Annotated in this window: 22 protein-coding genes; 14 read left to right on the forward strand and 8 right to left on the reverse strand. The window is 63.4% G+C overall.

Features of this window, described 5'->3' with window-relative positions:
- Positions 1 to 19: 19 nt before the first annotated feature.
- Entirely contained in the window at positions 20 to 1735 is a 1716-nt protein-coding gene (locus HXS66_RS13700; protein ID WP_176503836.1) for a hypothetical protein, read from the forward strand.
- A gap of 23 nt (positions 1736 to 1758) precedes the next feature.
- Here the strand turns inward: HXS66_RS13700 and HXS66_RS13705 are convergent, their stop codons facing one another.
- A complete protein-coding gene (locus tag HXS66_RS13705) occupies positions 1759 to 2796 on the reverse strand; it encodes a LacI family DNA-binding transcriptional regulator (protein ID WP_136939253.1) in 1038 nt (345 codons plus the stop codon).
- A 163-nt stretch (positions 2797 to 2959) separates the two neighbouring features.
- Between HXS66_RS13705 and ltnD the strand changes: the two genes are divergently transcribed.
- From ltnD to HXS66_RS13735, 6 genes are all read left to right on the forward strand, one after another.
- Entirely contained in the window at positions 2960 to 3898 is a 939-nt protein-coding gene (gene ltnD, locus HXS66_RS13710) for an L-threonate dehydrogenase (protein ID WP_176503837.1), read from the forward strand.
- Positions 3898 to 5250 carry a 3-oxo-tetronate kinase gene (gene otnK, locus HXS66_RS13715; protein ID WP_176503838.1) on the forward strand — a complete coding sequence of 451 codons (1353 nt, stop codon included), beginning with the start codon at positions 3898 to 3900 and terminating at the stop codon, positions 5248 to 5250. The genes ltnD and otnK overlap by 1 nt, the downstream gene beginning before the upstream one ends.
- Positions 5247 to 5900, forward strand: coding sequence for a 3-oxo-tetronate 4-phosphate decarboxylase (otnC, locus tag HXS66_RS13720; protein WP_176503839.1), 654 nt, complete (start codon positions 5247 to 5249; stop codon positions 5898 to 5900). The genes otnK and otnC overlap by 4 nt, the downstream gene beginning before the upstream one ends.
- A gap of 38 nt (positions 5901 to 5938) precedes the next feature.
- Complete coding sequence (otnI, locus tag HXS66_RS13725; protein WP_176503840.1) at positions 5939 to 6751, forward strand: 2-oxo-tetronate isomerase; 813 nt, start codon at positions 5939 to 5941, stop codon at positions 6749 to 6751.
- 109 nt (positions 6752 to 6860) lie between these two features.
- Positions 6861 to 7856: a D-erythronate dehydrogenase gene (gene denD, locus HXS66_RS13730; RefSeq protein WP_176503841.1), complete on the forward strand. Its 996-nt coding sequence runs from the start codon at positions 6861 to 6863 to the stop codon at positions 7854 to 7856.
- A gap of 155 nt (positions 7857 to 8011) precedes the next feature.
- Positions 8012 to 9388: a GntP family permease gene (locus tag HXS66_RS13735; protein ID WP_176503842.1), complete on the forward strand. Its 1377-nt coding sequence runs from the start codon at positions 8012 to 8014 to the stop codon at positions 9386 to 9388.
- Positions 9389 to 9482: 94 nt separating this feature from the next.
- Here HXS66_RS13735 and HXS66_RS13740 read toward each other — a convergent pair whose 3' ends face one another.
- Positions 9483 to 10427 (reverse strand): hypothetical protein, encoded by a 945-nt coding sequence (locus tag HXS66_RS13740; protein ID WP_176503843.1) that lies wholly within the window; start codon positions 10425 to 10427, stop codon positions 9483 to 9485.
- Positions 10428 to 10931: 504 nt separating this feature from the next.
- On the opposite strand from HXS66_RS13740, the gene HXS66_RS13745 reads away from it, so the two are divergent.
- The 3 genes from HXS66_RS13745 (at position 10932) to HXS66_RS13755 (ending at position 14146) form a co-directional block, all read left to right on the forward strand.
- Positions 10932 to 11174: a hypothetical protein gene (locus tag HXS66_RS13745; protein ID WP_176503844.1), complete on the forward strand. Its 243-nt coding sequence runs from the start codon at positions 10932 to 10934 to the stop codon at positions 11172 to 11174.
- The gene (locus tag HXS66_RS13750) at positions 11167 to 12678 is read left to right on the forward strand and encodes a sodium:solute symporter (RefSeq protein WP_176503845.1); all 1512 of its coding nucleotides are present in this window, start codon (positions 11167 to 11169) and stop codon (positions 12676 to 12678) included. Before HXS66_RS13745 ends, HXS66_RS13750 begins: the two co-directional genes overlap by 8 nt.
- 241 nt (positions 12679 to 12919) lie before the next feature.
- Positions 12920 to 14146, forward strand: a complete 1227-nt coding sequence (locus HXS66_RS13755) for a diguanylate cyclase (RefSeq protein WP_084208434.1) — start codon at positions 12920 to 12922, stop codon at positions 14144 to 14146.
- Here HXS66_RS13755 and HXS66_RS13760 read toward each other — a convergent pair.
- From HXS66_RS13760 to HXS66_RS13770, 3 genes are all read right to left on the reverse strand, one after another.
- On the reverse strand, positions 14130 to 15749 hold the full coding sequence (locus tag HXS66_RS13760; protein ID WP_176503846.1) for a sigma-54-dependent Fis family transcriptional regulator: 1620 nt from the start codon (positions 15747 to 15749) through the stop codon (positions 14130 to 14132). The genes HXS66_RS13755 and HXS66_RS13760 overlap by 17 nt on opposite strands.
- Before the next feature lie 65 nt (positions 15750 to 15814).
- The gene (locus HXS66_RS13765) at positions 15815 to 17248 is read right to left on the reverse strand and encodes a hypothetical protein (RefSeq protein WP_176503847.1); all 1434 of its coding nucleotides are present in this window, start codon (positions 17246 to 17248) and stop codon (positions 15815 to 15817) included.
- 89 nt (positions 17249 to 17337) lie between these two features.
- On the reverse strand, positions 17338 to 18507 hold the full coding sequence (locus tag HXS66_RS13770) for an iron-containing alcohol dehydrogenase (RefSeq protein WP_077371205.1): 1170 nt from the start codon (positions 18505 to 18507) through the stop codon (positions 17338 to 17340).
- Between the two features lie 342 nt (positions 18508 to 18849).
- Between HXS66_RS13770 and HXS66_RS13775 the strand changes: the two genes are divergently transcribed.
- From HXS66_RS13775 to HXS66_RS13785, 3 genes are all read left to right on the forward strand, one after another.
- Positions 18850 to 19944, forward strand: a complete 1095-nt coding sequence (locus HXS66_RS13775) for a GlxA family transcriptional regulator (RefSeq protein ID WP_255303267.1) — start codon at positions 18850 to 18852, stop codon at positions 19942 to 19944.
- 63 nt (positions 19945 to 20007) lie between these two features.
- The gene (locus HXS66_RS13780; protein ID WP_084208437.1) at positions 20008 to 20862 is read left to right on the forward strand and encodes a trimeric intracellular cation channel family protein; all 855 of its coding nucleotides are present in this window, start codon (positions 20008 to 20010) and stop codon (positions 20860 to 20862) included.
- Between the two features lie 160 nt (positions 20863 to 21022).
- Positions 21023 to 21913 carry a LysR substrate-binding domain-containing protein gene (locus HXS66_RS13785; RefSeq protein ID WP_136939265.1) on the forward strand — a complete coding sequence of 297 codons (891 nt, stop codon included), beginning with the start codon at positions 21023 to 21025 and terminating at the stop codon, positions 21911 to 21913.
- On the opposite strand, the gene HXS66_RS13790 is transcribed toward HXS66_RS13785, so the two are convergent.
- Entirely contained in the window at positions 21870 to 23201 is a 1332-nt protein-coding gene (locus HXS66_RS13790) for a Y-family DNA polymerase (protein WP_141391801.1), read from the reverse strand. The two genes, HXS66_RS13785 and HXS66_RS13790, sit on opposite strands and share 44 nt — an antisense overlap.
- A gap of 8 nt (positions 23202 to 23209) precedes the next feature.
- Complete coding sequence (locus HXS66_RS13795; RefSeq protein ID WP_176503848.1) at positions 23210 to 23671, reverse strand: LexA family transcriptional regulator; 462 nt, start codon at positions 23669 to 23671, stop codon at positions 23210 to 23212.
- Between the two features lie 203 nt (positions 23672 to 23874).
- On the opposite strand from HXS66_RS13795, the gene HXS66_RS13800 reads away from it, so the two are divergent.
- On the forward strand, positions 23875 to 24789 hold the full coding sequence (locus tag HXS66_RS13800) for a LysR family transcriptional regulator (RefSeq protein ID WP_176494115.1): 915 nt from the start codon (positions 23875 to 23877) through the stop codon (positions 24787 to 24789).
- Between the two features lie 21 nt (positions 24790 to 24810).
- Here HXS66_RS13800 and HXS66_RS13805 read toward each other — a convergent pair whose 3' ends face one another.
- Positions 24811 to 25560: a 2OG-Fe(II) oxygenase gene (locus HXS66_RS13805; RefSeq protein ID WP_176503849.1), complete on the reverse strand. Its 750-nt coding sequence runs from the start codon at positions 25558 to 25560 to the stop codon at positions 24811 to 24813.
- Positions 25561 to 25657 lie beyond the last annotated feature (97 nt).

Raw genomic sequence — 25657 nt, forward strand, 5'->3', positions numbered from 1 at the left:
ATGATCGGCAGGGAGCCACATGACACAGCTGGATAGAGTCGCACTGTTCTTCTCCATCATCCTGATCGTGCTGACGATCCTGGTCTATCGTCGTCGCAGCCAGACCCCGGACAGCTTCATCCGGGGGAGCGGCAACGTGCCCTGGTGGATGGCGGGGAGTACGGCGTTCATGACGCAGTTCTCCGCCTGGACCTTCACCGGGGCCGCCCAGAAGGCCTACGAGGATGGCTTTGCCGTGCTGGTGATCTTCTGGGGCAATGCGCTGGGCTTTCTGCTGGCGGCGCTGTATTTCGCGCCGCGTTTCCGCCGGCTGAGGGTCAGCACCTATTCCGACATCCTGGAGCTGCGTTACGGCAAGACGACGCAACTCGTGTATGTCATCAGTCAGATCTTCCTGACGCTGATGACCGCCTCCATCGGCCTCTACGGCGTCTCGCTTTTCCTGAGCGCGGTCTTCGGCTTTCCGGTGGTGAGCATCGCCGTGCTGATCGGCAGCCTCATCATCGCCATTACCCTGGTGGGCGGCGTGTGGATTGTCTCGGCCAACAACTTCATCCAGATGATGCAGCTGGCGATTCTCACGCTTGTCATCGGTGGCTTCTGCCTCACGCTGATGTGGAACGGATCGCTGAGCTTCCCTGAGTCGAACCGGGATTTCTGGATCGGCAGTTCTCACAACAGCCTGCTCATCATGGGTATCTGGTCACTGGCCATGCTGGTCAAGCAGTGCATCAGCATCAACAATGCCACTTCCAGTTATCGCTTTCTGACCACGGCAGATGACGGCGAAGCGCGCAAGGCGGCAGGCCTGGCGTCGGTGCTGTTCGTGATCGGGCCCGTGACCTGGTTCCTGCCGCCCTGGTTGCTGGGGTCGGCGGGCATCGACCTGGCGGCACGTTATCCCGCGCTCGGCAATGACGCGGCCAACGTGGCCTATGTGCATTTCATCATCCACTACCTGCCGTCCGGTGTACTGGGACTGGTGATCTCCGCCATGCTGGCGGTCACCATCGCGCCCATCACCACGGCCTTCAATCGTGATGCCGGCGTGATGATGCGACTCGTGATGCCACTGCTCGAGCAGACCTCCGGCATGGCAACGCGACTGGTGAGCCTGGGGCGGATGTTCGGTGTCGTGCAGGGTGTCATCGTCGTCCTGTTCGTCATCGTCCTGAGTCGCATTGAGCTGGTGAGCCTGTTCGACATCATGATCATGTTCGGGGTGCTGCTGCAGATGCCGCTGGCACTCCCGGCCCTGATGGTGCTCTTCAGAACGGGGGCGCCTGACTGGGCCGGGTGGGGCAGTGTGCTGGTGGGGATCACGGTCACGATTGGCAGCTATCTCTGGCTCGACATGCCGACACTGCAGCGTCTGCCCTGGCTCTCGGGCTTCCCGGAATCCCAGCTGGTCGACATCAAGCTGGCGATATCGCTGGTCATCCAGATCGTGACTGTCGTCGGCTTCCTGTTCCTCGCCCGTTATCTGTATGCGCCAAGACGCCCGTTCTCACGCGCGCGACGGCTGGCGGAATTCTTCGCCAACCTCAAGCGTCCCGTCAGTCCTCCGCCTCTAGAAAGCGTATCCCGTCGTCGAATCAGCCTGCCGTCGCGTCTGCTGTGCGTCGCGGCACTGCTGTCCGTGGCGCTGGCCAGCTTCTCCTCCACGCTGGCGGGCCTGAGTGTCTTCGTGTGTATCGCGCTGGGCCAGCTGATGATGGCGTGGGTGATGCGCTGAGCTTGTGTGTGCTCAGGGGGTGTTCAAGTACTGTCGCCGACCCGCAGCGTGAACCCCAGGTCGTGGCTCAGTTCTCCGACGGGTTCACCGTTGATGCGTGCCAGCAACTTGCGTGCGGCCACACGGCCTATCTGCTCTCGCGGTGAGACGATGGTGGTGAGGCGCGGGGTGACGTGCTCACCGATGGGCAGGCCATTGAAGCCGGCGATGGCGATGTCGTCCGGGATGCTCACGCCGAGCCGCGCGGCGGCGAGAATCGCGCCACAGGCCATGTCATCGTTGGCGAAGTGGATGGCGTCGCAGTCAGGGTGGCTCTCGCGGATGCGCTCCAGCGCCTGCGCACCGCTGGTCATCTGCTGACGCACGGGCAGGTCGAGCAGGGGAGCCTCCTCGATGCCGGCGGCGGCCAGCGCCTCACGGTGCCCGGCGTAGCGCATCGCCGCGCGATAGTCGCGATCGAGCTCGGCACCGGCGAAGTGGATCGTGCGATACCCGCGTGCCAGCAGGTGCTCGGTCATGGCGCGTCCGGCGGCGACATGATCCATCCCCACGTTCAGATCCAACCCTTCCCCCAGCTCCATGATCTCCACGATCGGCTGATTCCAGTGCTCGAGTATCTGGCGTGTCGCCTCGTCATGGCGCAGTCCCGTCACCACAAGGCCCGCGGCTGACCAGCCCAGAAAGGTTCGGATCAGCTGGGTTTCACGAGCCAGATCGTAATCCGTCTTGCCCAGCAGCAGCTGATAGCCGTGCGCCTCGAATTCCTCCTGGAGCCCCTTGATCACGTCGATGAACACCACGTTGGACAGCGAGGGCACGATGACCGGAATCACGCGACTGGTGGCCGAGGCCAGGCTGCCGGCAATCAGGTTGCGCACGTACCCGACCTTCTCGATGGCCGCCTCGACCTTGAGGCGTGTCGCCTCGCGCACGCTGTCGGGACTGTTGAAGTAGCGCGAGACGGTGATCGACGAGACGCCGGCTTCCCGGGCCACATCATTCAGGGTCGGCTGCATGGCCCCCTTGCGGCTGCGTCGGGATGATTCTGATTGATTAGACATTTGTCGCGTTTTCTCATCTGCCGCTTGTCGTGGCTTGGAGCCTAATCTATTAATGATGTTAGCGCTAACATGGTAGCGCTAACATTCATGGAAGTGCAGATCGATGTCGCTGAAAGAGGCCGCCTTGATCGTCACTCGGAACAGGTTCAGCGGGAGACGCCAGATGACAGCAGTAACGACTTCACCAGTGATCGGCCTTGTCGGCCTCGGCGCGATGGGAATGGGCAGTGCGCGCGCCATGCTGGAAGCAGGCCTGGACGTGATCGGCTGTGATATCTCGCCTGGTGCCTGTCAGGCGTTTGACGCGGCAGGGGGGCGCACGGTGGCCTCACCGCTGGAACTGGCAGCCGAGTGTCAGGTGGTGGTGCTGGTGGTGGTGAATGCCGATCAGGTCGAGCAGGTGCTGTTCGGGGCCCAGGGCGAGAGGGGGCTGGCCGAGCGACTCGCACCGGGTAGCCTGGTGATCCAGTGCGCCACCGTGGCGCCGAGCTTCGCGCGTGAACTGGAAACCCGCCTGAACGGCATGCAGCTGGAGCTGCTCGACGCCCCGATCAGCGGCGGTGCCGTCAAGGCACGCAGTGGTGAGCTGTCCGTGATGTCCTCCGGCAGCGACGCGGCTTACGTCAAGGCGGAACGCGTGCTGGCGGCGATGGCGGCCAATGTCTATCGGCTGGGCGACTGCGCCGGGCCGGGCTCCAGCGTCAAGCTGGTCAACCAGCATCTCGCCGGCGTGCACATCGCGGCGGCGGCTGAAGCCATGGCGCTGGGCATGAGCATGGGGATTGACCCCGACACCCTGTATGACGTCATCACCCACTCCGCGGGCAATTCCTGGATGTTCGAGAATCGCGTGCCGCACATCCTCAAGGGCGATTACACGCCGCTGTCGGCCGTCGACATCTTCGTCAAGGACCTGAACATCGTGCACAGCACCGGCCGCGAGCTGAAGCTTGCCATGCCGGTGGCCGGCAGTGCATTGCAGCAGTTCACCGCTGCCAGTGGCGCCGGTTTCGGGCGTGAGGACGACTCGGCCGTCATCAAGGTCTATCAGCGTCTCGGCAGCTTCAGCCTGCCGGCCGCCAATGATGAAGGAGCGCAGTGATGGCGATCGTACTGGGCGGAATCGCCGACGACTTCACCGGCGCGACGGATCTTGCCAACAACCTGGTACGGGCCGGCATGCGCACCGTGCAGGTGATCGGGGTCCCCCAGGATGCGCCGCAGGAAGGGACGGGGAGCGGGTTGGATCTCAGCGAAGTGGACGCCGTGGTCATCGCGCTCAAGTCGCGTAGCTGCCCGGTGGATCAGGCGATCAGTGAATCGCTGGCGGCGCTTGAATGGCTGAAAGCCCAGGGCGCGCGCCAGCTGTTCTTCAAGTACTGCTCGACATTCGATTCCACGCCGGAGGGCAATATCGGCCCGGTCGCCGATGCGCTGCTGGAGGCGCTGGACAGCACACAGACCGCCTTCGTGCCGGCGTTCCCGATCAACGGGCGCAGTGTCTATCAGGGGCATCTGTTCGTGGGTGACCGTCTGCTCAATGACAGCGGCATGCAGCATCACCCCCTCAACCCGATGACCGATGCCGACATCGTGCGCGTGCTATCACGCCAGACGCCCCATGGTGTGGGGCTGCTCAACCACGCCACGCTGAGTGAGGGAGCGCAGGCTGCTGGTGAGCGACTTGCCACGCTGAAGGCGCAAGGAGTGCGTCATGTGGTCTGCGACAGCCTCGACGAGCGTGATCTCGAGGTACTGGCCGAGGCGCTGGTGGAGCACGCGCTGGTCACCGGCGGCTCTGGCCTCGCGCAGGCCTTGCCTGCCCAGTACCGCCGCAAGGGCTGGCTTGCGCAGATCGATGATGCGGCGGTCTTGGCCCCGGCGCAGGGCGCCGCGATGGTGCTGTCCGGCAGTTGCTCGCGCATGACGCTCAAGCAGGTGGCGCACTTCACCCAGCAGCATGCCGCCTTCGCGCTGGACCCCGTCAAGCTCAACGCGAGCGATGCCCACTTCGAGGCGGCACTCGACTTCGCCCGTGAGCAACTGGCGGCGGCGGCCCCCCGGCCATTTCTGATCTACGCCTCTGCCGAGCCGGAAGGCGTCAAGGCGGCGCAGGCGTCACTGGGCGTCAAGCAGGCCGGTGAACTCATCGAGTGCGCCCTGGCCAGTCTGGCCAGCACGCTGGTCGCGGAAGGGGTCGGTCGCCTGCTGGTGGCGGGGGGAGAAACCTCCGGCGCGGTGGTCTCGGCACTCGACATCCGTGAGCTGCGCATCGGCGGTCAGATCGACCCCGGCGTGCCCTGGACACAGGCACCGCACCCGGCCGCCGGCCCCTCGCAGCCGGAGGCGATGCTCTCGCTGACTCTCAAGTCCGGCAACTTCGGCGGCGAAGACTTCTTTACCCGGGCATTCGATGTCCTCGATGCCATGAATCCTCGCGAGGAGACCGCATGAGTCAGTCACGGCACGACATCAACATGTTGCGCGAGCAGATCGCCACCTACGGCAAGTCACTGTTCGACCGCGGCCTGACCATGGGCTCCAGCGGCAACATCAGCCAGCGGCTGGACGATGGCGGCTGGTTGATGACGCCGACCAATGCCTGTCTGGGGCGCCTGGACCCGGCGCGCATCTCGCGACTCGACGCTCAGGGCGTATTGATCGATGGCGATACCCCGACCAAGGAGCATTTCCTGCATCGCGCCATGTATGACGAGCGCCCGCAGTCCGGTGCCATCGTCCACCTGCATTCGACCCACTCGGTGGCGGTGTCCTGCCTGCCGGACGTGAATCCGTGTGAGTGCATTCCGCCACTGACGGCCTATTACGTGATGCGGGTCGGCAAGCTGCCGCTGGTGCCTTACTACATGCCTGGCGACCCCGCGCTGGGCGATGCCGTGCGTGGCCTGGCCGGCAAGCATTGTGCCGTGCTGCTGGCCAATCATGGCCCCGTCGTGGCCGGAAAGACCCTGGAAGCGGCGGTCTATGCCACGGAAGAGCTTGAGGAAACCGCCAAGCTGTTCCTGCTGCTGCAGGGCAAGAACCCACGTGGGATGACCCCGGAACAGGTGGCGGAACTCGAAGCCAGATTCGGACGCCCCTGAGTGATGACCTCTTCATCTGTGACATCCAAGGATCTGACATGACCCGATTGGCCGCCAATCTCAGCATGCTGTTCACCGAGCATGATTTTCTCGATCGCTTCGCGGCTGCGGCCGACAGCGGTTTTCGCGGGGTCGAATATCTCTTCCCCTATGCCTATGCCCCGGAAGAACTGCGCGCAAGGCTCGATGCACACCAGCTGTCGCAGGTGTTGTTCAATCTGCCGCCGGGCGACTGGGAGGCCGGTGAGCGCGGCCTGACCTGTCTGCCGGGCCGCGAGGAGGAGTTTCGGGCCTCGGTGGCAGAGGCGATTCGCTATGCCGAAGCGCTCGACTGTCCCCGCGTGCATGCCATGGCGGGGCTGGTGCCGGAGGATGCGGATGACGCCATGCGCGCGCGCTGCACCGAGACCTACCTCAGCAACCTGCGTTACGCCGCCGCAGAGCTTGAGAAGGTCGGCAAGACACTGCTGATCGAACCGATCAACCCGCGCGACATGCCCGGCTTCTATCTGAGTGGCCAGGCGCAGGCACGCGAGATTCTCGCCCGGGTCGGCGCCGCCAACCTCAAGGTGCAGTTCGATCTCTACCACTGCCAGATCGTCGAGGGCGACCTGATCCGCAATCTGGAAGCGCAGTTCGCACACATGGGCCATGTGCAGATCGCCGGCGTGCCGGACCGTCACGAGCCGGACGTGGGGGAAGTGCACTATCCGGCGCTGTTCGCCCGGCTGGAAAGCCTGGGCTACGACGGCTGGATCGGCTGTGAATATCGTCCGCGGGGTGAAACGCGCGCAGGCCTCGGCTGGGGACAGGCTTTCGGGCTCAACGACGGCCAGTCCGGCACCGCCTGATCATCAGACAAGCCAGCAACAACGCCGATAACACCAATAACGCCCACAACCACAACAACGACAACACGCCATGGGCCGTCATGCCGACGGCTGGCAAGGAGTCCACACGATGCACGTCATGATTACCGGCGCCGCCGGATTCCTCGGTCAGCGCCTGACCGAGGCCCTGATCGACAAGGGCAGCCTGAACGGCCAGCCATTGTCACGCCTGACCCTGCTGGATCAGATCGAGGCGCCACGTCCCGAGGCGGCGTCATGTCTGGCAGCCGAACCGGCCACCTCGCTGGATGTCGCGATCGTCGCCGGCGACATCGCCGATGCCGAGGTGCTTGATCGCTGCCTGGCCGGTGAGCCTGCGGTGATCTATCACCTGGCAGCCGTGGTCAGTTCGGCGGCCGAGGCGGATCTGGCACTCGGCATGCGCGTCAATTTCGACGCGACTCGCCTGCTGCTGGAAGGCTGCGCGGCACGCGGGTTGAGCGATACCCGACTGGTGATGGCCAGTTCGGTCGCCGCCTATGGCGGTGATCTCCCCGAGACGCTGAGCGACATGACTGCCCTGGTGCCGCAGAACTCCTACGGCACTCAGAAGGCGATGTCGGAGCTGCTGATCAATGATTACAGCCGTCGCGGTCTGGTGGATGGCTGCGTGCTGCGCCTGCCCACCATCATCGTGCGCCCGGGGCGCCCCAACGCGGCGGCCTCGAGCTTCGCCTCCTCAATCCTGCGCGAACCGCTCAATGGCGAAACCGCCATCTGCCCGGTACCGACCGAGCTTGAGATGTTCGTGATGTCGCCGCGTCGGGTGGTCGCGGCCCTGATCCAGGGTGCGGAAGTGCCGGCGGCGGAATTCGGCCTCTCTCGCTGCTTCATGCTGCCGGGCATCACCGTCAGCGTCGCCGAGATGCTCAAGGCGCTGGCAGACATCGCCGGCGAGCAGGCGCTGGCCCTCGTCAAGCATGAGCCTGACCCGCGGATCACCGCCATCGTCGGCAGTTGGCCGGCGCGCTTTGACACCCGCAAGGCGCGTTCTCTGGGCTTCGTCGGCGATGCCGACCTGCACGAGATTCTCAATGCCTACCGCGACGAGAGCGCCATCGCCTAGCCAGCGTTCGGGCATCTCATCCAGGACGAGCTCGCCAGACACCTTTGCCAGACCTGATCGTCACACCCGTACGTCAATAACAACGATCGGTGACATGCCAGCCGGCAGCGCCGACACCGCACGCCACACAATAACAATCGACAGGAGCATCACCCATGACAGACGCCGCCGTCGCGGGGCCACAGGTCATCATCGGCCTGGGTATCGCCATCTTCGTCATGATCTATCTGGTATTGAAGACCCGCGTGCATGCCTTGCTGGCCTTGATCATCGCCGCCTCTCTGGCGGGGTTGATCGGTGGCATGCCGCCCAATGAGGTCATCAGTGCCATCACTACCGGCTTTGGCAAGACGCTTTCCACCATCGGTCTCGTGATCGGCTTCGGCGTGATGATGGGGCGTGTGCTGGAGGTGACCGGTGCCGGACAGCGCATGGCCTATGCCATCCTCACTCTGCTGGGCAAGAACAAGGAAGAGGCCGCGATGGCGCTGACGGGCTACATCGTCTCCATCCCGATCTTCTGTGATTCGGCCTACGTCATCCTCAACCCGCTGGTGCGTTCACTGGCGCGCAACAGCGGACGCTCGGTGATCGGTCTGGGCATCGCGCTGGCGGCTGGCTTGATCATCACCCACTCTAGCGTGCCACCGACCCCGGGTCCGCTGGGCGTGGCGGGTATCTTCGGTGTCGACATCGGTCTGATGATCGGCTGGGGCCTGGTGATCACCGCTCCTGCGCTGATCGCACTGGTGATCTACGCCCGTATCATGGGCCCGCGCATCGAGGCGATGCTGGAGGCCCAGCCGGGTGGTTTCGAAGGTAGCGTCAAGCATGACACCGACAGCATGCTGCCTGAATCGGAGCTGCCGTCCCTGCTGATGTCCTGCATGCCGATCGGCTTGCCCATCGCGCTGATCTTCCTCAACACGCTGGTCAGTGCCGTGATGGGCGATACCAGCAATGCGCTCACCAGTACCATCGCCTTCATCGGCAACCCGGTGATCGCCGTGGGCATCGGCGTGCTGGTCGCCATCTATGGCCTGATGCCGAAGACCCCCAAACAGGAAGTGTTCGATCATCTGGAAAAGGGCGTCGAGACGGCGGGGATCATCCTGCTGGTCACCGGTGCCGGTGGTGCACTGGGCTCGGTACTGCGTGCCAGTGGCGGCGGCGATTACATCGCCATGCAGGTCGCGGCACTGGGGCTTCAGCCGCTGTTGATCCCGTTCATCATCGCAACGCTGGTGCGCTTCATCCAGGGCAGTGGCACGGTGTCGATGATTACCGCGGCCTCGATCTCCGCGCCGATCCTGATGGGCATGCCGGACGTCAACATGGTGCTGGCCGCGCAGGCCGCCTGTATCGGCGCGATGTTCTTCAGCTACTTCAATGACAGCTATTTCTGGGTCGTCAATCGCATGCTCGGCGTCAAGAGCACCAAGCATCAGATGCTGGTGCTGACCCTGCCGACGACACTCGCCTGGGCCATTTCCATCATCACGTTGTTGCTGCTCAACGCCATCGTCGGTTGAGCCAGTCAGGACAGTCTTTCGCCTCAAGAACGCCGGGCCTCATCGAGGCCCGGCGTTGCTGTGTTGAGCTGCGTGTTCTTGAGCCGTGTATCCATCAGCCCTTGAGCTGCTCCTGATAATCGATCCTGTCGCTCTTGCCGATCAGCGCCTTTCGGGTCTTGAGATAGATCACCGGGAAGGACAGCACCAGGCAGAGACATGCGGCCCACCAGGGGTAGGTCAACCAGGGGCCCAGCCCCTCGGAGAAGTGATCGATGAGGGCGATGATGAGGGAAGAGAGGAAAGGCAGCATGAGCAGAAGCACCATGACCAGAGCCAGCAGAGGTTTCCTCATCCTGCGTCGCCAGAAGAAGTGCTTGCCGTACTTCTCGAGGACACCATCGATGTTGATCTTGTCGTCATATTGCAGCACGACCATGTAGCCGTGGTCAGGGCTTCCCTGGCGCGCGAGTCTCAAGAACGGGAAGAGAGTCCGAAACGGTGGCGATACGCCGTCAGGAACATGGGCACCAATGACGGATATCTCCTCGCCAAGGGCTGGACGGACGATGTCATCAGCCCCGGGCGGCAAGATCAGGCGGGTATTGCCCAGATAGTAGTGGCGAGTGGTGATCTTTCTGGGGTTGCTGGAGTGATAGCTGATGCCTTCATGTGTCTGTTTCCATCCCTGTCTTTGAAATCTGTCCTCGATGATCGAGTCCGGAGGGGTAGTGGGGGTCGAGGATGTCACTTCCTCAAGCTGCCCGGTCATCCGTCCTGCCGTCGGTGGCATGCCATGACGGGCGTGGTAGGGCAGGCTCATGAGAAACAGGCCCACCCACACGATGACGATCACCACCAGGTCGGCAGGCCAGGGAAGGCTGTCCTTCGCCGGGAAGAGCAATGGCGCCATCAGGAATACGCATGAAAGACCCACCAGCAGGATGCCTACCAGCGCCAGGCTCCAGGCGGTATACCGCTTGCGTCTGCGGATCGGGGCGACATAGTCCTGTTCGTGCCGAGTGAAATATCGAATGTCCTTTTCGAAGATGGGGGTCACGGTACCAATGCCTTGTCGGTAGATGAGGGAGAGCTCGCTCAGCGCGCTGCAAGTGGGCGAGGCGTCTCAAGAGGTGGCTCTCGGCAGAATTTCTGCACAGGAGGCCTGGGGATCAAGCACCTCTCGATGCTCCTCGGTTGAATGCGTCTTGTCTGATGAAAGATCGCGCGAACGCTACCACAGCCAGCCGATGCCCTCCATTCAGCGCTGGTGGAGACTCATCGCATCCGCATGACCGGACTCTGCCCTGATTCTGACCTGACTCTGACCGGGTGAGGCGCTTGAGCATGGCCACTGACATCCCCGGCGGTCAGACCTTTTATCCTCATGGCAACTCCCCAGCCGCGCTTCAAGCGGCTACACTGCGCGCCGAGATTTTTCATTCACTCCCTGTTCATATCGGAGCTTGTCTTGGCTACGCCTGACACCTCGTCGTCTTCCTCTCCTTCCTCCGCGCCGGACACCGGCGAGGTTGCCTCCACGTCATGCCTGCCATGCGTCGTCATGCCTGCCAGCTGGCGGGGCTGGAGTCTCTTGGCGGTCTTTCTGCTGTTGATCGCGCTGGGTATCTGGCCGGTGATCGGCTGGGTCAATCAGCAGAGCTCGCTGTGGGGCATGCCGTCGTTGATCCTCTGGAGCTACCTGATCATCTTCGCCTGCAGCGGGGCCATGCTGCTGGGCAATCGTCTGTTGCCGGATGAGGAGGATGGCGCACCGCGCGAGGATGAGAGGGCGACACATGAGTGAGTCACTGACCCTCACGTCCTGGCAGGGCAGCGTGCCGCTGATGATGACCCTGGGCTATATCGCGCTGGCGATGCTGATCGGGTTGGGCGCGCGCGGCGGCCGACGCATGGATTCGCTGGAGCAGTGGGGCGTGGCCGGCCGCTCGATGGGGCCGATGACACTGTATCTGTTGATCGCGGCGGGCAGCGTGAGTGCCTACACCTTCATGGGCGCGCCGGGCTGGGCCTACAGCAAGGGAGTGCCGGTCTTCTATGTCGCGATCTATCTGGCCTATCTGGCGCTGGTGGCCTGGTACTTCGGGCCCAAGGTGTGGAAGTTCGGTGAGCAGTTCGGGCATGTCACCCAGGCAAGCGCGATCGCGGATCGCTATCAGAGCCCCGCACTCGGTGCGCTCTCGGCGCTGGTGATGTCGATCGCCTCGGTGGCCTATGCGGTGCTGCAGACCATCGGCTCGGCCTACATCCTGCTGGTGATGAGCGGGGGGCGTATCCCGCTGTGGGCCGGCGTGCTGCTGGTGCTTGCGGCGATCGCCGTGTATCTGTTCGTCAGTGGTCAGCGCGCCATCGGGCGTACCAATGTCTTCCAGGGCGTGCTGATGGTGGTGGTGGCATGGGTCATCGGCCTGTGGGCGGCGCACCTGGCCACGGGGGAGTGGGGCTTCAGCGGAGTGTTCGAGCGCCTCGAGCGGTCACATCCCGAGTATCTCCGCCTGCCGGGGGCGGGGGGCGACATGAGCTTCAGCTTCTGGACCACCTCGATCATCGTCTCGATGCTGTCCTTCATGCCGCCGGTGTGGACGCAATGGATGAGCGCCTCCTCCGCGCAGACCATCCGCCGCAGCGCCAGCTGGCTGCCGACCTACTACGTGGTGATCCTGCCGCTGGTGGTGGTGGGCTTCATCGGCATCTTCAGCCTGCCCGAGCTTGAGCGTGCCGATACGGTGGTGCTGGAGTACGCGATGGCCAACATGCCGGTCTGGCTGGTGGGGCTGTTGGGGGCGGGGACGCTGGCTGCCTCGATGTCCTCCAGCGAGCCCTTCATCCATTCGGTAGCCCTGAGCCTGAGTCGGGATGTGCTGCAGCCCGGGCTCAAGCTCAGTGATGAACGCGCCGGCCAATGGGCACGGTGGCTCATCTTCCCGGTGATGTTTCTGATCATCGCGCCGCTGGCCATCATCGAACCGGGCAATCTGGTGATGATCCTGCTGATCGGGCTGGGCTTTGCCTCCCAAGTGCTGCCGGCGTTTCTCGGCATGTTCTTCTGGCCGCGTGCCTCGGCCGCCGGGGTGGCTGCAGGCATCTGCGCCGGCTTTGTCGTCACGGTGCTGTTGACCATCGTCTGGCCGCATCCGCTCGGGATTCACGCCGGTTTCTGGGGCCTGATGCTCAATCTGCCGGTCTTCGTGCTGGTCTCGCTGATCACGCGTCCCGTGGACGAGGCCGTCACGCGGCGCTTCTTCCGGATTGCCGCGCCGTGGCGCTTTTCATCGCCTGCCGATCGCTGAGGGCGCACTGCCGATTGTTGCCTGCAGGGGGAGAATCACGGATGACGAGCGAGACGGGAGGGACCTCGTCGCCTCGTCCCACCCGCCGGGGCGTGGGGGCAATGTCCGTGGTCTCGAATATTTGGACAATCGTTTGACAAGCGTGAACGATTGTCACGTTTGGTCCTCATGCCTTATTCACCGGTGTCGCCTTGTATAGAGTGTGATCATTGATTGACTGTCCTCAAGGGAGGGGGCGTGGATGAATGATCTGATGGTACAGGTGGACAGGCAGATACACCGCAACGGCGGGCTGGGGATCGACTTCCCGGACGAGATCGAGGCGCGGTTCGAGCGGGACATCCACGCAGAGCGCAGTCACAAGCTTGTCTGCATGGGGGCGGTGGCGATCAGCATCTATGTGCTGTTTCTGATCAATGACTGGCGCTTTCGGCCGGATCACATGCTGGAAGCCATCATCATCCGGGTCGGAGTGATGACGCCCATCGCGTTGCTCTGCATCTACCTGCTCAAGCGCGGTGTGACGCCGGTGTTGCGCGAGATGCTGATGACCGCTCTCGTGTGCTTCGCGATGATCTTCACGGCCCTGTTGATCCAGTTGTCAGTGTCACCGCATTCCTTTCTGGATCTGTTCGCGCTCGGGCTCATCGTGCTGGTGGGAAATGTCCTGTTCCAGCTGCGTTTCTGGTACGCCCTGTGTTCCTCGGCCTTCCATTTCTGCGTGATGCTGTACCTGGTCACCGCCCATCCTGCCCCCTATGAGTCGGCAGGGTTCATGGCGTTGATGGTGTTCTTCTCCATCACGCTGTTTTCCATCATCTCCAATCTGCGCAGCGAGAAGGCCGAGCGGCTTTCCTACCTGTTGCTGCTGCGCGAGCAGTTGCGGGTCGAGGAGTTCACGGAGAAGAATGAAGAGTTTCGGCGACTTGCCTCCATCGACCCCCTGACGGAAGTCTACAACCGCCGCCACTTCGACAGCCTGGTGAGTTCCCTCATCGGCAAGCAGGTCGATCGCCGACTCCAGTACGGCGTCGCCATGATCGATGTCGATCAGTTCAAGGCCTACAACGATCACTACGGTCACGTGAAAGGCGATGTCTGCCTCAAGCGCATCGCGACGGCCATCTTCGAAAGCGTGCACCCCGATGTCGACATCGTGGCGCGTTTCGGGGGGGAGGAGTTCGTGGTGCTGCTGCCATCCTGCTCCCCGCAAGCGGCGCTGGCGCGAGCGGAGGAGATTCGCGAGCATGTCAGCGGACTGGCGCTACCGCATGCGGGCAATCCGCAGCAGGGGATCGTCACCATCAGCGTGGGGGTCTCCGCCGCAGGCAGCGGGGAGGATTACGACTTCGAGAATATCCTGAATCAGGCGGATGAAGCGCTCTATCACGCCAAGGCCAGAGGCAGGGACCGCTGCGTGCTGTCACCTCGCTCGCTGCCCGAGACCCCGGTCACCGCTGACGCCTGATGGCGTACTTCTGCATCTTCTTGACCAGTGTCGATTGATTGATGCCCAGCGAGGAAGCGGCAGCACGCGTCGTGGCATGTCGCTCGAGCGCCCGGTGGATCAGTTCCCGCTCCAGGGCCTGGGTGCATTGCGTGAGAGTGGCGTGGTTCTCGCGCACTCCGGCAGGTATCGTCGCAGCGGCAGAGGGGGCCGCGAGACCGCCTGGCCCCAGGCATTCTGCGGGCAGCATGTCCGTGGTGATGAGCGTCTGGTCGGTGGTGACGACCAGTCGCTCGACCAGGTTGATCAGCTCACGGATGTTGCCCGGCCACTGATGCGAGGCCAGCAGTTCCAGCACCTCGGGATCGAAGTGGCGAACGCGGGCATGACGTTGGCAGAAGTGACCCAGATAGTGGCGTAGCAGCGGGATGACCTCACCACGGCGCTCGCGAAGCGGGGGCAGCGTGATGGGGACGACGCTGAGGCGATAATAGAGGTCTTCGCGAAAGCGCCCCTCCCTCACGCGAGCGGCCAGGTCATGATGTGACGCGGTCAGCAGGCGCACGTTGGTCCGCCTGAGTTCGGTTCCCCCCACGGGCATGAAACGTTGCTCCTCGACGACCTTCAGCAGCTTGGCCTGCAGCGAGAGTGGCAGGTCGCCAATCTCGTCGAGAAACAGCGTGCCACCATTGGCCACATCCAACAGCCCCTGTTTCCCCCGGGCATTGGCACCGGTGAAGGCCCCGGGCGCATAGCCGAACAGTTCCGCCTCCAGCAGTCCTTCGGGCAGGGCGGCACAGTTGAGTTCCAGAAACACACCGGCAGAGCGCTCGCTGTGCTCGTGAAGATAGCGGGCCAGCAATGTCTTGCCCGTGCCCGTCTCGCCCTGGATCAGGACCTTCACATCGGTGGCGGCCACGCGTTCTGCCAGCGCGAAGCAAGCGGCCGTGGCCTCGCTGGTGACGAGTTCCAGTGCCTGCTCGTCGGTACCGGCGTTGACGCTGTAGGTCTCGTGCAGGGAGTGCAGCTGGCGAAGCTGTTCCTGGGCATGCTTGGCGCGCAGCAATTCGGTGATATCACGCACGCTGGTGACGACGTGACTCAAGGTGCCATCCCGCGCGTGCATGGGCAGGCCGCTGACCAGGATCTTGCGGCCATCGTGCAGGCTCTGGACCAGAGTGACGGGCTTGCCGTCCCGAATGACCTCCAGAGAGACCGACTTGGAGATATAGCCTCTGCGCACCAGTTCCTGCATGTGCCGGCCCAGCACATCACTGCGCTTGAGCCCCGTGATGCGCTCATAGGCCTGGTTGATGGCCACGGTCACCCCGAGGGCGTCGGTGATGTAGACCCCGTCGTGCAAGGCATCCAGCACTCGCTGCACCGGAACCTCGGCCAGCAGGTCCGTGGCGGTGTCCGGTGGGCCGTCCGGCCCGGCGGCGAGGGTGCGCTGATTCGACCGGGCGAGGCGTTCCTTGCGCTCGGCGGCGGATTCCACTTCCTGGCGCGTCAAGACGCCGATCACCTCGCCGCGAGTGTCGATGACCTCGACGGCCTCCAGTGACTGACGTTCCAGCAGTGCCAGCGCCGCTTCCAGCTTGAGATCCTGTTCCACGTTCTGCATTGAGGGTTCCCCTGACAGAAGCCCCCGCGCGCTCAGGCGGCGGGGGGCCATGGGGTTACGATACGTCAATGCGAGGATGTCGTGGAAACGGTTGGCGTCACGTCACTGGCGGGAGCGTCGATATCGCCCTTGCCGATATCGCGGCTGAAGGTCTCGTCGTTTTCCCCCGAGAAGAAGCGCTTGCCGTAGATCAACAGGCACAGGGCGATCCCGATTCCGAAGGCCCAGGCGGCGCCCTTGATCACCAGAACGGCGGCGATCACGCCGGCAATGCCGAGGTCACGCTGGCTGCGGGCTTCGAGAATCCCCAGTCGCACGCTGACATAACCCTGGATCAACAGGGTCAGCGCCAGCGCGATCCCCAGAATGGGCTGGACCAGACTGACGATGGGCAGCAACAGCAGGCCGGTATTCGTGCCCCAGCGAAAGGAGCCTGAGCCCCCGAACAGCGAGTGCATCGCCTGCTTGCCTTCCTTGTAGCGCTCGACCACGACGACCTGCATGGCGGCCCACAGCGGCCCGCACATGGTGACGTCCGGACCGAACAGGCTCATCAGCGTATTGCGGCCACCGAAGATCATGTGGGCACGGTTGGCGTCGTAGTCGATCTTCTCGTCAGGCCGTGACTCATCGGCTTCCTCGACCAGCGCCTTGGATTGCAGGACATCGCCGAACAGCACGATATAGGCGGCCAGTACGGTGGGCAGGGCGGTCAGGAACATCGACAGCGGCGGCAAGCCCACGCCAAAGACGGTGTACTGGCTGAACATGGTCACGAAGTCCGGCTGACTGAAGCCCCACTGCACGTCAGGCCAGGCGGCCTCGCCGACCAGCGGTGCGACGATGATCGCCAGCAGGATGATCGGGAAGATCCCCAGCTTGCCCAGGTTGCCCCAGAACGGATTCGAGGTCTTCAGCCTTGCGAAGTGGCGCGAGAAGATGATGTAGAACGCCAGACCCACGGCGATGCTGATGGTGATGGGATAGGTGTCGAAGCGTCCGCCTTCCTTGAAGACCACGCTGATCGCGGCCAGGCCTGCCCCCATGATGATGCCGGCCTTGATGGCCGAGGGAATCAGGTTGACCACCTTGCTGGCCAGCCCCGTTCGCCCGAGCACGATGGCCAGTATCCCGAGCATCAGCTGGAAGGCGATCAGGGCATGCACCCGCGTCTCGCCCTCGGGGAAGGTGGCCACATAGGCCATCAGCAGAGGGATGGCCGGCGTGATCCAGCCGGGAATGACCGGGTCGCCCAGCAGATGGTGAACGAGATACAGCAGCCCGTTGAGCATCACGATGGCCAGGGCGGCTTCAAACGGCATGCCCAGCAGCTCCGTCATCAGCGGGATGGCGGCGAGATCCACCGCGCACATCAGAAGTCCCTGCAGATAGTCGGGCAGCTCGAATCGGTAGTGCAGGAAGGGCAGGCGAATCTTGAAAGGCCCCAGAGCGTAGTAGGGGCTTTCCTCTCCGGGTTGGCGGGTTTTCCAGTGGCTCATGATGGCGTTCCTGTTGTTATCGTTATTCATCTTCACCTGGGGTGGAGATGGTGTTCACGAGAAGGGGCAGTGCTCATGCCTGGCGGGCTTCACCAGGCAGCGCGATAGATGCACTCGATGTCGTGCTGGGTCAGTTGGCGCGGATTGTTGCGCAGCAGGCGTTCCACCTTGACGGCATCTGCCGCAAGCGAAGGAATATCCTTTTCGGAAATGTCGAAATGGCGCAGGCCACTGGGGATGTCCACGTCTCGGCACAGCTGGTGCAGGCGCTCGACGACCAGTTCGGCCGCGGCCTCATCCTTGAGTGCATGATGCGCAGTATCCAGTGCCTCTGCGATATCCCGGAAGCGTTCGACGCAGGCCAGCGCATTCCAGCGCATCACATGCGGCAGCAGCAGGGCGTTGGTCACGCCATGGGGCAGGTGGTAGCGCCCGCCCAGCGGGTAGGCCAGGGCGTGGACCGCCCCGACCCCCGCATTGCCGAAGGCCATGCCTGCCAGCAGACTCCCCGTGGCCATGGCTTCACGCGCCTCGAGATTGCCGGGATTGGCATAGGCCTTGGGCAATGCCTTGATGATCAGGCGCATGGCCTTGATGGCCAGCGCATCGGTGATGGGCGTGGCGAAGTTGGACAGGTAGGCCTCGATGGCATGCACCAGAGCATCGACGCCGCTGGCGGCAGTGACATGGCGGGGACAGCTGACCGTCAGCTCCGGGGCGACGATGGCGACGTCCGGCAGCAGGTAGTCATTCACGATACCTTTCTTCATGCGTGCTTCGGTGTCAGACAGAATGCCGATGTTGGTGACTTCGGAGCCGGTGCCTGCCGTGGTCGGCATCGCGATCAGCGGTGCACCACGCACACGGGCCTTGTCTTCCCCGAACAGGCTTTCCAGATCGCCGTCATGGGTGGCGTACACCGCCACGCATTTGGCGATGTCCATGGCGCTGCCGCCGCCCAGCGCGATCAGGCCATCGCACTGCGCCTCGAGGTAGACGCTCATGCAGTCCTCCACGATGTGCACTTCCGGCTCGGCACTGACCTCGCTGAAGATGCGGTAATGGGTCAGCTGGCCATTGGCCTTCAGTACATCGAGCTGATCCGTGATCGGCTTGAGGGTACCCGATCCCAGCACACCGGGGTCGGTGACCACCATCGGGCAGCGCATGCCCAGGCGAAGGATTTCTTCACTGAGGCGTGATGAGGCCTGTTGGCCCGTTATCAGGCGGTGGGCGGATTTGAAGCTGGCGATGCTCATGGCGATATCCTGTCCTTGATGACATGGGGAGGGGCGCTGGTTGGCGCCTCCTGTCATGATGGATAGCAAATGGCATGCCAGTTTCTTGCTCTTTTCAAGCCACTGAATTCAATGGGTTTTTATTGAGTTTTCGCCTAAGGTCGCTACGCCCAAGGTCGATGTTCTGATGCCATATGGAATCACTCGCGTGGCTTGAGTGATGCGTTATGTCATCAGGCGCGATGCGATGATGGCAGGTGACAGACGATCGAAAGCCGCGATTCTGCACAGGTCACTGGTCTCTTTTCCCCAATGTCATTATCGTTTGATGAAAACCGCCGAAGGATTGATGAAAATCGCCATATGCCTGATACCCCGACCGCGCTGGACATGAAGCCCTTGAGCACTGGCGCGCATCCCTACCCGCGGCCGGACTCACCGCCCGTTCTGGCGCCCGGCGCCGCCGAGAATACGCTGAATGTCTGGCTGGTACCGCGCTTCTCGATGTTGACGCTGTTCTGCCTGCTCGAGCCCTTGAGGGTCGCCAATCGCTTCGGGCGGGATCTGTTCGCCTGGCGGCTGTTGTCAGCGGATGGTGAGGCGGTGGTGGCCAGCAATGGGGTCCGTATCGATGTCGATGGTCGCCTCGATCAGCTGATGACGTGGGAGCCCCGCCAGGCATCGGAAGCGGTGTGTGAACAGGCCTCGGCATCCATGGCCCGGATGCGCCTGATGGTGGTGTCGTCCTATGAGCCAGAAGCGAGTGTCGACAGTGAGTCGCGTGCCGTGCTGCGTTGGCTGGCGGCCCATGGTGCCTGGCTGGGGGGACTGGATACCGCCCCCTTCATTCTGGCGCGGGCCGGTGTGCTGGCGGGGCATCCGGTGGCGTTGCACTGGGAAAGCGTGCCGGCCTTTCAGCAGGAGTTTCCTGAGCTGGACGTCAGCTCGGCCCCTTATGAATGGCAGGGTGAGCGTCTGACCGGCTCCGGCGGGGCGGCCAGCATCGACATGATGCTGGCCTGGATCGAGCGGCTCTATGGCCCTTCGCTGGCCGATGCCGTGGGACGTCAGATCATGCACCAGCGCACGGCCGTGAACGTGGAGAGCCCGACTCCGCGCGATTCGTCGTTGCCGCGCAGTGTCGTGCGGGCGCTGGCGGTGATGGAGGCCAATCTTGCCCAGGCCCTGCCCATTCCGGTGGTCTGCCGGCTCGCGGGGCAGTCACAGCGCCAGCTGACGCGCCTGTTCGTGGCGCAATTCGGCGAGACCCCCAAGCAATGCTATCTCGGCATGCGTCTGGATCATGCGCAGCGGGTGCTCGCCGACAGTCGGGTCAGTGTCTCCCAGGCGGCCTTTGCCACGGGATTCACCCATCTGGCGCACTTTTCTCGTGCCTATCAACAGCGTTTCGGTGAGGCACCCAGCGTGACGGCGCGTCGCGGACTGGCCGCTGAATGAACGGCCATCACGCTCGCGTGTGGCGCATGAATGACAGTTTCGTCGTCTGAGGATGCTATGGGTATGAACTGGATAACCTGGCTGGATCTGGCCGGTGTGATGATCTTCGCGCTGACAGGCGTCGTCGTGGCCTGTCGTTCGCGGATGGACCCGATCGGCATGCTGGTGCTCGGCGCCGTGACCGGTATCGGCGGCGGCACCCTGCGTGATCTGGTGCTGGGCATCAGACCGGTGTTCTGGGTCGAGCAGCCGGTCTATCTCTGGGTGATCCTGCTCACGGTGGGCGTGGCGACATTGGGCTTTCACTACATCCACCGTCTGACGCGGGTCTTTCTGCCCGTGACGGATGCCTTCGGCCTTGCGCTGTTCACCGTGCTGGGCGCTCACAAGGCCCGCATGATGGGGGTAGAGGGCATCGTTGTCGTGGTGATGGGCACCATGAGTGGCGTGGCAGGCGGCATGATCCGGGATGTACTGGCGCGCCGCGTGCCGATGGTGCTGCGTCAGGAAATCTACGCCTCGGCGTCGCTGGCGGGCGGGATTCTCTATATCGCGCTGCTCGAGCTCGGGATGCCGCTTGCCTGGGCGACAGGCGCGGCCATCGTGATGGTATTGATGATTCGACTTCCGGCCATCTACTGGAATCTGACGCTGCCGACCTTCGCCTGGGTCATCATCCCGCCACCGGACCTGTCAGCGAGTGGTGAACCCCGCACGTCGGGCACGCCCTCAGACAATCAGCGCGAGCAGGGTGACGCCGAATTCGCCACCACCCTGGGGGGCTCAGTGGGGCTCAGCAAGCTCGAGGCCTCGATGAAGATCGACCAGCCCCCCGAGCCGCCGATGCTGCCACGTCGTACTCCCAAGGCCCGGGTGCGCATGCTGCGCCCCGGCGAGAGCCGGCGAGGCAGGAACTGAGCACGGAAGGCCATGGCGTGATCGCTTGGAAGCGGTGCGTGATTGTGGTGCAAGAAGTGGCTGACAGGTGCCGATCATTGCGATTTCTGCAAGGATTCGGGCCGAACAAGGGGTCATCAAGGTCTGACAAGGACCATCGTCTTCTGGGAGAAGTTTCATCATGCGCAGTCGCTCACAAGACCTTGAATGGTTGCTGGCGGTGGTCGACAGCGGAGGTTTCAGTGCTGCCGCCAAGCAGCGGGATGTGCCCGTGGCCAAGGTGTCACGGGCCATCCAGCGGCTGGAAAGCGAGCTTGAGACACCGTTGTTGACTCGTACCACTCGCAGCGTCGCCCTGACAGACGAGGGGCGTGCTTTCGTCGAGCGCATCAGGGAGGGGCTGCAGCAGTTGAGCGAGGCCGAAGACGTCTTGCGTCAACAGCGTGATCAACCCAGCGGCCGTCTGCGGGTCGATGCCGCCAGTCCTTTCGTCCTGCATCAGCTGGTGCCGCTGGTGGGAGAGTTCGAACGTCGCTATCCCGGCATTTCCCTGGAGCTTTCGGCGGGTGACGACATCATCAATCTGCTGGAGCAGCGCACCGATGTCGCCATTCGCATCGGCGAGCTCGAGGATTCGACCCTGCACGCCAAGGTACTGGGGCGCTCGACCCTGCACCTGGTCGCCAGCCCAGCTTATCTGGCAAGGCATGGCACGCCGACGAGCGTCGCGGCGCTGGCGGCGCATCGCCTGCTGGGATTCCTGCCGCCCAGTCGCCTGAATCGCTGGCCACTCAAGGGTGCGCCCCGGGAGCTGGAAACGACGCCGCACCTTTCCACCTCCAGCGGTGAAGTCATGCGCCAGCTATGCCTGGCCGGCCACGGCATCGCGCTGATCTCCCGCTTCATGCTCGCCGATGACCTGGCGTCGGGCGCTCTGGTAGAAGTGCTGCCGGGGCAGGTCCAGTCGCCCAATCCGCGTGAGCTGATCCAGGCGGTGTACTACCGCAACAGCACGCTCTCGCCCCGTATCAGTGCCTTTGTCGAGTTTCTTGCGTCGCGCCTGACGTTGTAGGGAGCCGAGGGGGGCTCCCCAGTCGCTTCAGCTCCTGCCAGCGGGTGGTATAGCGTGAGCTGCGATGCGCGCAGCGCAGCTGCCAGGCGGCATCCGGGCGCGCGACGCCCAGACGCACGGTGCCACGACCCATCTTCTGATTCATCGCATCCAGTGTCGCCATCAGCTGCTGGTTGCGTTCTCGTCTGGCGATATCGGCTTCGCTGTCGAGCAACGAGAGCTGCTCTCGGGGCTGGTCGATGAGGTCCAGCAGCATCACGCCTGCCTTCATGAAGCGATAGCCGCGCAGATAGATACGCTCGAGCGCCTGATGGGCGGCGGCGAGTATCTCGCGGCTGTCGCTGGTCGGTTCGGGGAGTTCGATGATGGTGCTGGGCGAGTATTGCGGGAGATCCGGGCGGTGGCGGTTGCTCTTGAGGAAGACCAGCACGGCACGTGTCTGGCTGCCCTGATGGCGCAGCTTCTCGGCGCCGCGCTGAGCGTGCTGGCGAATGGCATCCTTGAGCTCATTCATGTCATCGGTCATGCGGCCGAAGGAGCGTGAGGTCATGATGCGCTGACGGGCATCATCGGGGTCGTTCATCTCGAAGCAGGGCGTGCCTTGCAACTCGCGCACGGTGCGCTCCAGCACGACGGAATAGCGCTGACCGATGGCGCGCGGGTCCGCACAGCGCAGATCCCAGGCGGTATGCAGCCCTTGCAGTGCCAGCCGTTCGACCAGGCGATGGCCCACGCCCCAGACATCGCCCAGCGGTGTGTCTTCCAGCAGGCGCTGGGTGCCGACTTCGGCAGGTTCCAGCACGCAGACGCCGCCGAATTCCGGCCGCTTCTTGGCGGTACGGTTGGCCAGCTTGGCCAGGGTACGAGTGGGGGCCACGCCGACACATACCGGGATGCCGGTGAACTTGCGCACATTGCGGTGCAGGGTACGACTCAGCGCCAGCATCGCGTTGCGGTCAAAGCCATCGAAGCGCACGAACATCTCGTCGATGGAGTAGGGTTCGACCCCCGCGCTGTATTCCTCCAGCACGTCGCGCACGCGCGCCGACATGTCGCCATACAGCTCATAGTTCGAGGAGAGCAGGTGGATGCGCCCCTCGCGTACCAGGGATTGCAGCTGGAAGGCCGGGGTCCCCATCTCGATGCCCAGCGCCTTGAGTTCCTGAGAGCGCGCGATCACGCAGCCGTCATTGTTGGACATCACCCCCACGGGGCGGCCTTCCAGGCGCGGATCAAAGACTCGCTCACAGCTGGCGTAGAAGTTGTTGCAGTCGACCAGCCCGATCATCGGCGCGCTCATACCGCGTATTCGTGGATGACGGAGCGCACCACCCCCCAGACCTGACACTCGAGATCGACGATGGCCACCGGTGGATACAGGGCATTGCCGGAGCACAGATACGGCCGCTGGCCGATCAGTTCGTAGCGCTTGACCACCACCTCGCCCTCGACCAGCGCCACCACGATATGTCCGGGGCGGGCGTCGATGGAGCGATCCACGACCAGGGTGTCATTCTCGTAGATGCCGAAGCCTTCCATGCTGTCACCTGCCACCGTCATGAAGAAGGTCGCTGCCGGACGCTTGATCAGCCGCTCGTTGAGATCCAGCGTCCGGCCAGCGTAATCCTCGGCCGGTGACGGAAAGCCGGAAATTCCCGCACGCCCCGTGATGTGGGGGTATGGCAGCTCACATGGCGCAGGAGCGGGATGAGGGCGAGCCAACGTCTCGTGAGTGGCAAGGGGGGCAGATGCGGTCATGGAAAGCTCTCCTGTCGTTGCTGTATTTATATACAGTATCCGTGGCAGGCAAGCGTTAGGCAACCGCTAATATGCAAAGCCGCCTCAAGTGAAAGTGGCCGCTGCGAAGCCCGGATGGCGAGGGTGTTATGCTCGGCATCGGCGAATGCCATCGGGCGCAAGGTCCGGTGTCTACGTGAAAGGCGGATTCACTGTGGAGAGCCATGAACGAACTGACCCAACGACTGCGCACCTTCCTCAAGGTGGCGGAGCATCAGAGCTTCAATGCGGCTGCGCGTGAGCTGGAGATCGCCAGTTCCACGGCGACGCGTCACGTCAATCATCTGGAGCGACAGCTGGGCGAGCCGTTGCTGGTGCGCACCACGCGCCATGTGCGGCTTTCGCCTGCCGGTGAGCGAGCCGTGATCCGTTTCCGTGCCATCCTGGGCGAGGTGGCTCAATTGACGGATGAGCTCGAGACGCTGAGTGAGCGAGTCGCGGGGCCGCTGCGCATCTCGGTGCCGTGGCGATATTCGCGCCTCTATCTGGCACCGCTGGTGAGTGAATTCATGCAGTGCTACCCCGAGGTGGCGCTGGATATCGTCAGCAGTGATCAGCGTGTGGATCTGATCGAGGAGCAGTTCGATGTCGCCATCCGCATCGGCCATCTGGAAGACTCGAGTCTGATCGCACGGCACATCAGTGACCAGCGTTTCGTGCTGGCCGCGGCGCCGTCCTATCTCAGTGCCCAGCCGCCCATTCGTCAGCCTGAGGACCTGGAGCGGCACCGCCTGCTGACCTTCAGCTATACCACCGCCAATCATCACTGGCGGCTGGTGCAGGGTGAGCGGGAGCACCGCATCTCGGCGCGAGCACGCGCGTTGCGTACCAACAACGCCGACATTCTGACCCAGGCAGCCCTCGAGGGAGCTGGTGTCGTGGTGCAACCGCTCTGGGCCATCCGTGAAGAACTGGACCAGGGACGCCTCGTGGCGGTGCTGGAGGACCATCAGGTCACGTCGTCGGATTTCGACACTGGCATCCATGTCGTCTTCGCACGCGAGAATCAGCACAACCCGCGCGTGCGTGCCTGGGTCGACTTCCTGCTCGCCCGCCGCGAGCGGCTGGCCGGTCGCTAGCAGGTTCTCGGCAGGTGGTCATCAGTAGAGAATATCGCTGCGGATGATGTACTTGGCACCATCGCGGATCGGCTCGCCTGCGTGCACGCAGTGCTGCGGGTGCGAGCCATGCGGGAAGCACAGCACGCCACCCTTGGGCGTTGCGACCGAGACTGTCTGGATGTCGTCCCGTGACTGGGCAGGCCTTTCGGGGTCGCGACGGCTGACCAGAAACTCGGTGCGCCCGCCGGTATAGCCATCACTCAGGAAGATGAGGAAGGTGTACTGGCTCATCAGGCCCGGATAGGCGTCCTGGACGATCTCGCCATTGATGACGCGACTGCCCGGCCAGGCACCATCGGTATGCGGCTTGAAGAAGTCACCGGTCTCGTAGCGATAGACACGAAAGCGCGCATTGATGCCTTTTGCGCCCTCGCCCTGGATCTGCTCGGTCACCAGCGGCGCCGAGCGCGCCCAGATGACCTGATCGATGGCGTCACTGACGACCCAGTTGACGTTGTGGTTGTGGCGTACCGAACGCGGCAGGGAGACGGGCGCATCCTCCTCGAAGCCCATTGCCTCCAGGGTGGCGACGAAGTTGTCGGCCTCGGCAGGCGTCAGCACATTGAGCAGCTGGAAGGCGCCCGGGACACCCTCGACCTCCTGACGGACCACCTCTGGCGTCGCCTCGGTCTCGAAGAGGTCAGACACGTCACCGTTGTCCGTCCAGATGGGCAGGGGCGTGGGAGAGAAGCCGCGCTCGTGACTGACGGCGTAGAAGGACAGGCTCATGGCAAGACTCCTGAATGGCATGATCACGAATGTTGCCCGAGAGGCTAGTGCACTGCCGACGACAGAAAAAGGCACCTGACGGCAATTGGTCATTGCA

Source organism: Cobetia sp. 5-11-6-3, assembly GCF_013374055.1.
Classification (GTDB): Bacteria; Pseudomonadota; Gammaproteobacteria; order Pseudomonadales; family Halomonadaceae; genus Cobetia; species Cobetia marina.

Coding starts and splice junctions, on each gene's coding strand:
- HXS66_RS13700 (WP_176503836.1), top strand. CDS start 20: ATGACACAGCTGGATAGAGTCGCACTGTTCTTCTCCATCATCCTGATC.
- HXS66_RS13705 (WP_136939253.1), bottom strand. CDS start 2,796: ATGTCTAATCAATCAGAATCATCCCGACGCAGCCGCAAGGGGGCCATG.
- ltnD (WP_176503837.1), top strand. CDS start 2,960: ATGACAGCAGTAACGACTTCACCAGTGATCGGCCTTGTCGGCCTCGGC.
- otnK (WP_176503838.1), top strand. CDS start 3,898: ATGGCGATCGTACTGGGCGGAATCGCCGACGACTTCACCGGCGCGACG.
- otnC (WP_176503839.1), top strand. CDS start 5,247: ATGAGTCAGTCACGGCACGACATCAACATGTTGCGCGAGCAGATCGCC.
- otnI (WP_176503840.1), top strand. CDS start 5,939: ATGACCCGATTGGCCGCCAATCTCAGCATGCTGTTCACCGAGCATGAT.
- denD (WP_176503841.1), top strand. CDS start 6,861: ATGCACGTCATGATTACCGGCGCCGCCGGATTCCTCGGTCAGCGCCTG.
- HXS66_RS13735 (WP_176503842.1), top strand. CDS start 8,012: ATGACAGACGCCGCCGTCGCGGGGCCACAGGTCATCATCGGCCTGGGT.
- HXS66_RS13745 (WP_176503844.1), top strand. CDS start 10,932: ATGCCTGCCAGCTGGCGGGGCTGGAGTCTCTTGGCGGTCTTTCTGCTG.
- HXS66_RS13750 (WP_176503845.1), top strand. CDS start 11,167: ATGAGTGAGTCACTGACCCTCACGTCCTGGCAGGGCAGCGTGCCGCTG.
- HXS66_RS13755 (WP_084208434.1), top strand. CDS start 12,920: ATGAATGATCTGATGGTACAGGTGGACAGGCAGATACACCGCAACGGC.
- HXS66_RS13760 (WP_176503846.1), bottom strand. CDS start 15,749: ATGCAGAACGTGGAACAGGATCTCAAGCTGGAAGCGGCGCTGGCACTG.
- HXS66_RS13765 (WP_176503847.1), bottom strand. CDS start 17,248: ATGAGCCACTGGAAAACCCGCCAACCCGGAGAGGAAAGCCCCTACTAC.
- HXS66_RS13770 (WP_077371205.1), bottom strand. CDS start 18,507: ATGAGCATCGCCAGCTTCAAATCCGCCCACCGCCTGATAACGGGCCAA.
- HXS66_RS13775 (WP_255303267.1), top strand. CDS start 18,850: ATGCCTGATACCCCGACCGCGCTGGACATGAAGCCCTTGAGCACTGGC.
- HXS66_RS13780 (WP_084208437.1), top strand. CDS start 20,008: ATGAACTGGATAACCTGGCTGGATCTGGCCGGTGTGATGATCTTCGCG.
- HXS66_RS13785 (WP_136939265.1), top strand. CDS start 21,023: ATGCGCAGTCGCTCACAAGACCTTGAATGGTTGCTGGCGGTGGTCGAC.
- HXS66_RS13790 (WP_141391801.1), bottom strand. CDS start 23,201: ATGATCGGGCTGGTCGACTGCAACAACTTCTACGCCAGCTGTGAGCGA.
- HXS66_RS13795 (WP_176503848.1), bottom strand. CDS start 23,671: ATGACCGCATCTGCCCCCCTTGCCACTCACGAGACGTTGGCTCGCCCT.
- HXS66_RS13800 (WP_176494115.1), top strand. CDS start 23,875: ATGAACGAACTGACCCAACGACTGCGCACCTTCCTCAAGGTGGCGGAG.
- HXS66_RS13805 (WP_176503849.1), bottom strand. CDS start 25,560: ATGAGCCTGTCCTTCTACGCCGTCAGTCACGAGCGCGGCTTCTCTCCC.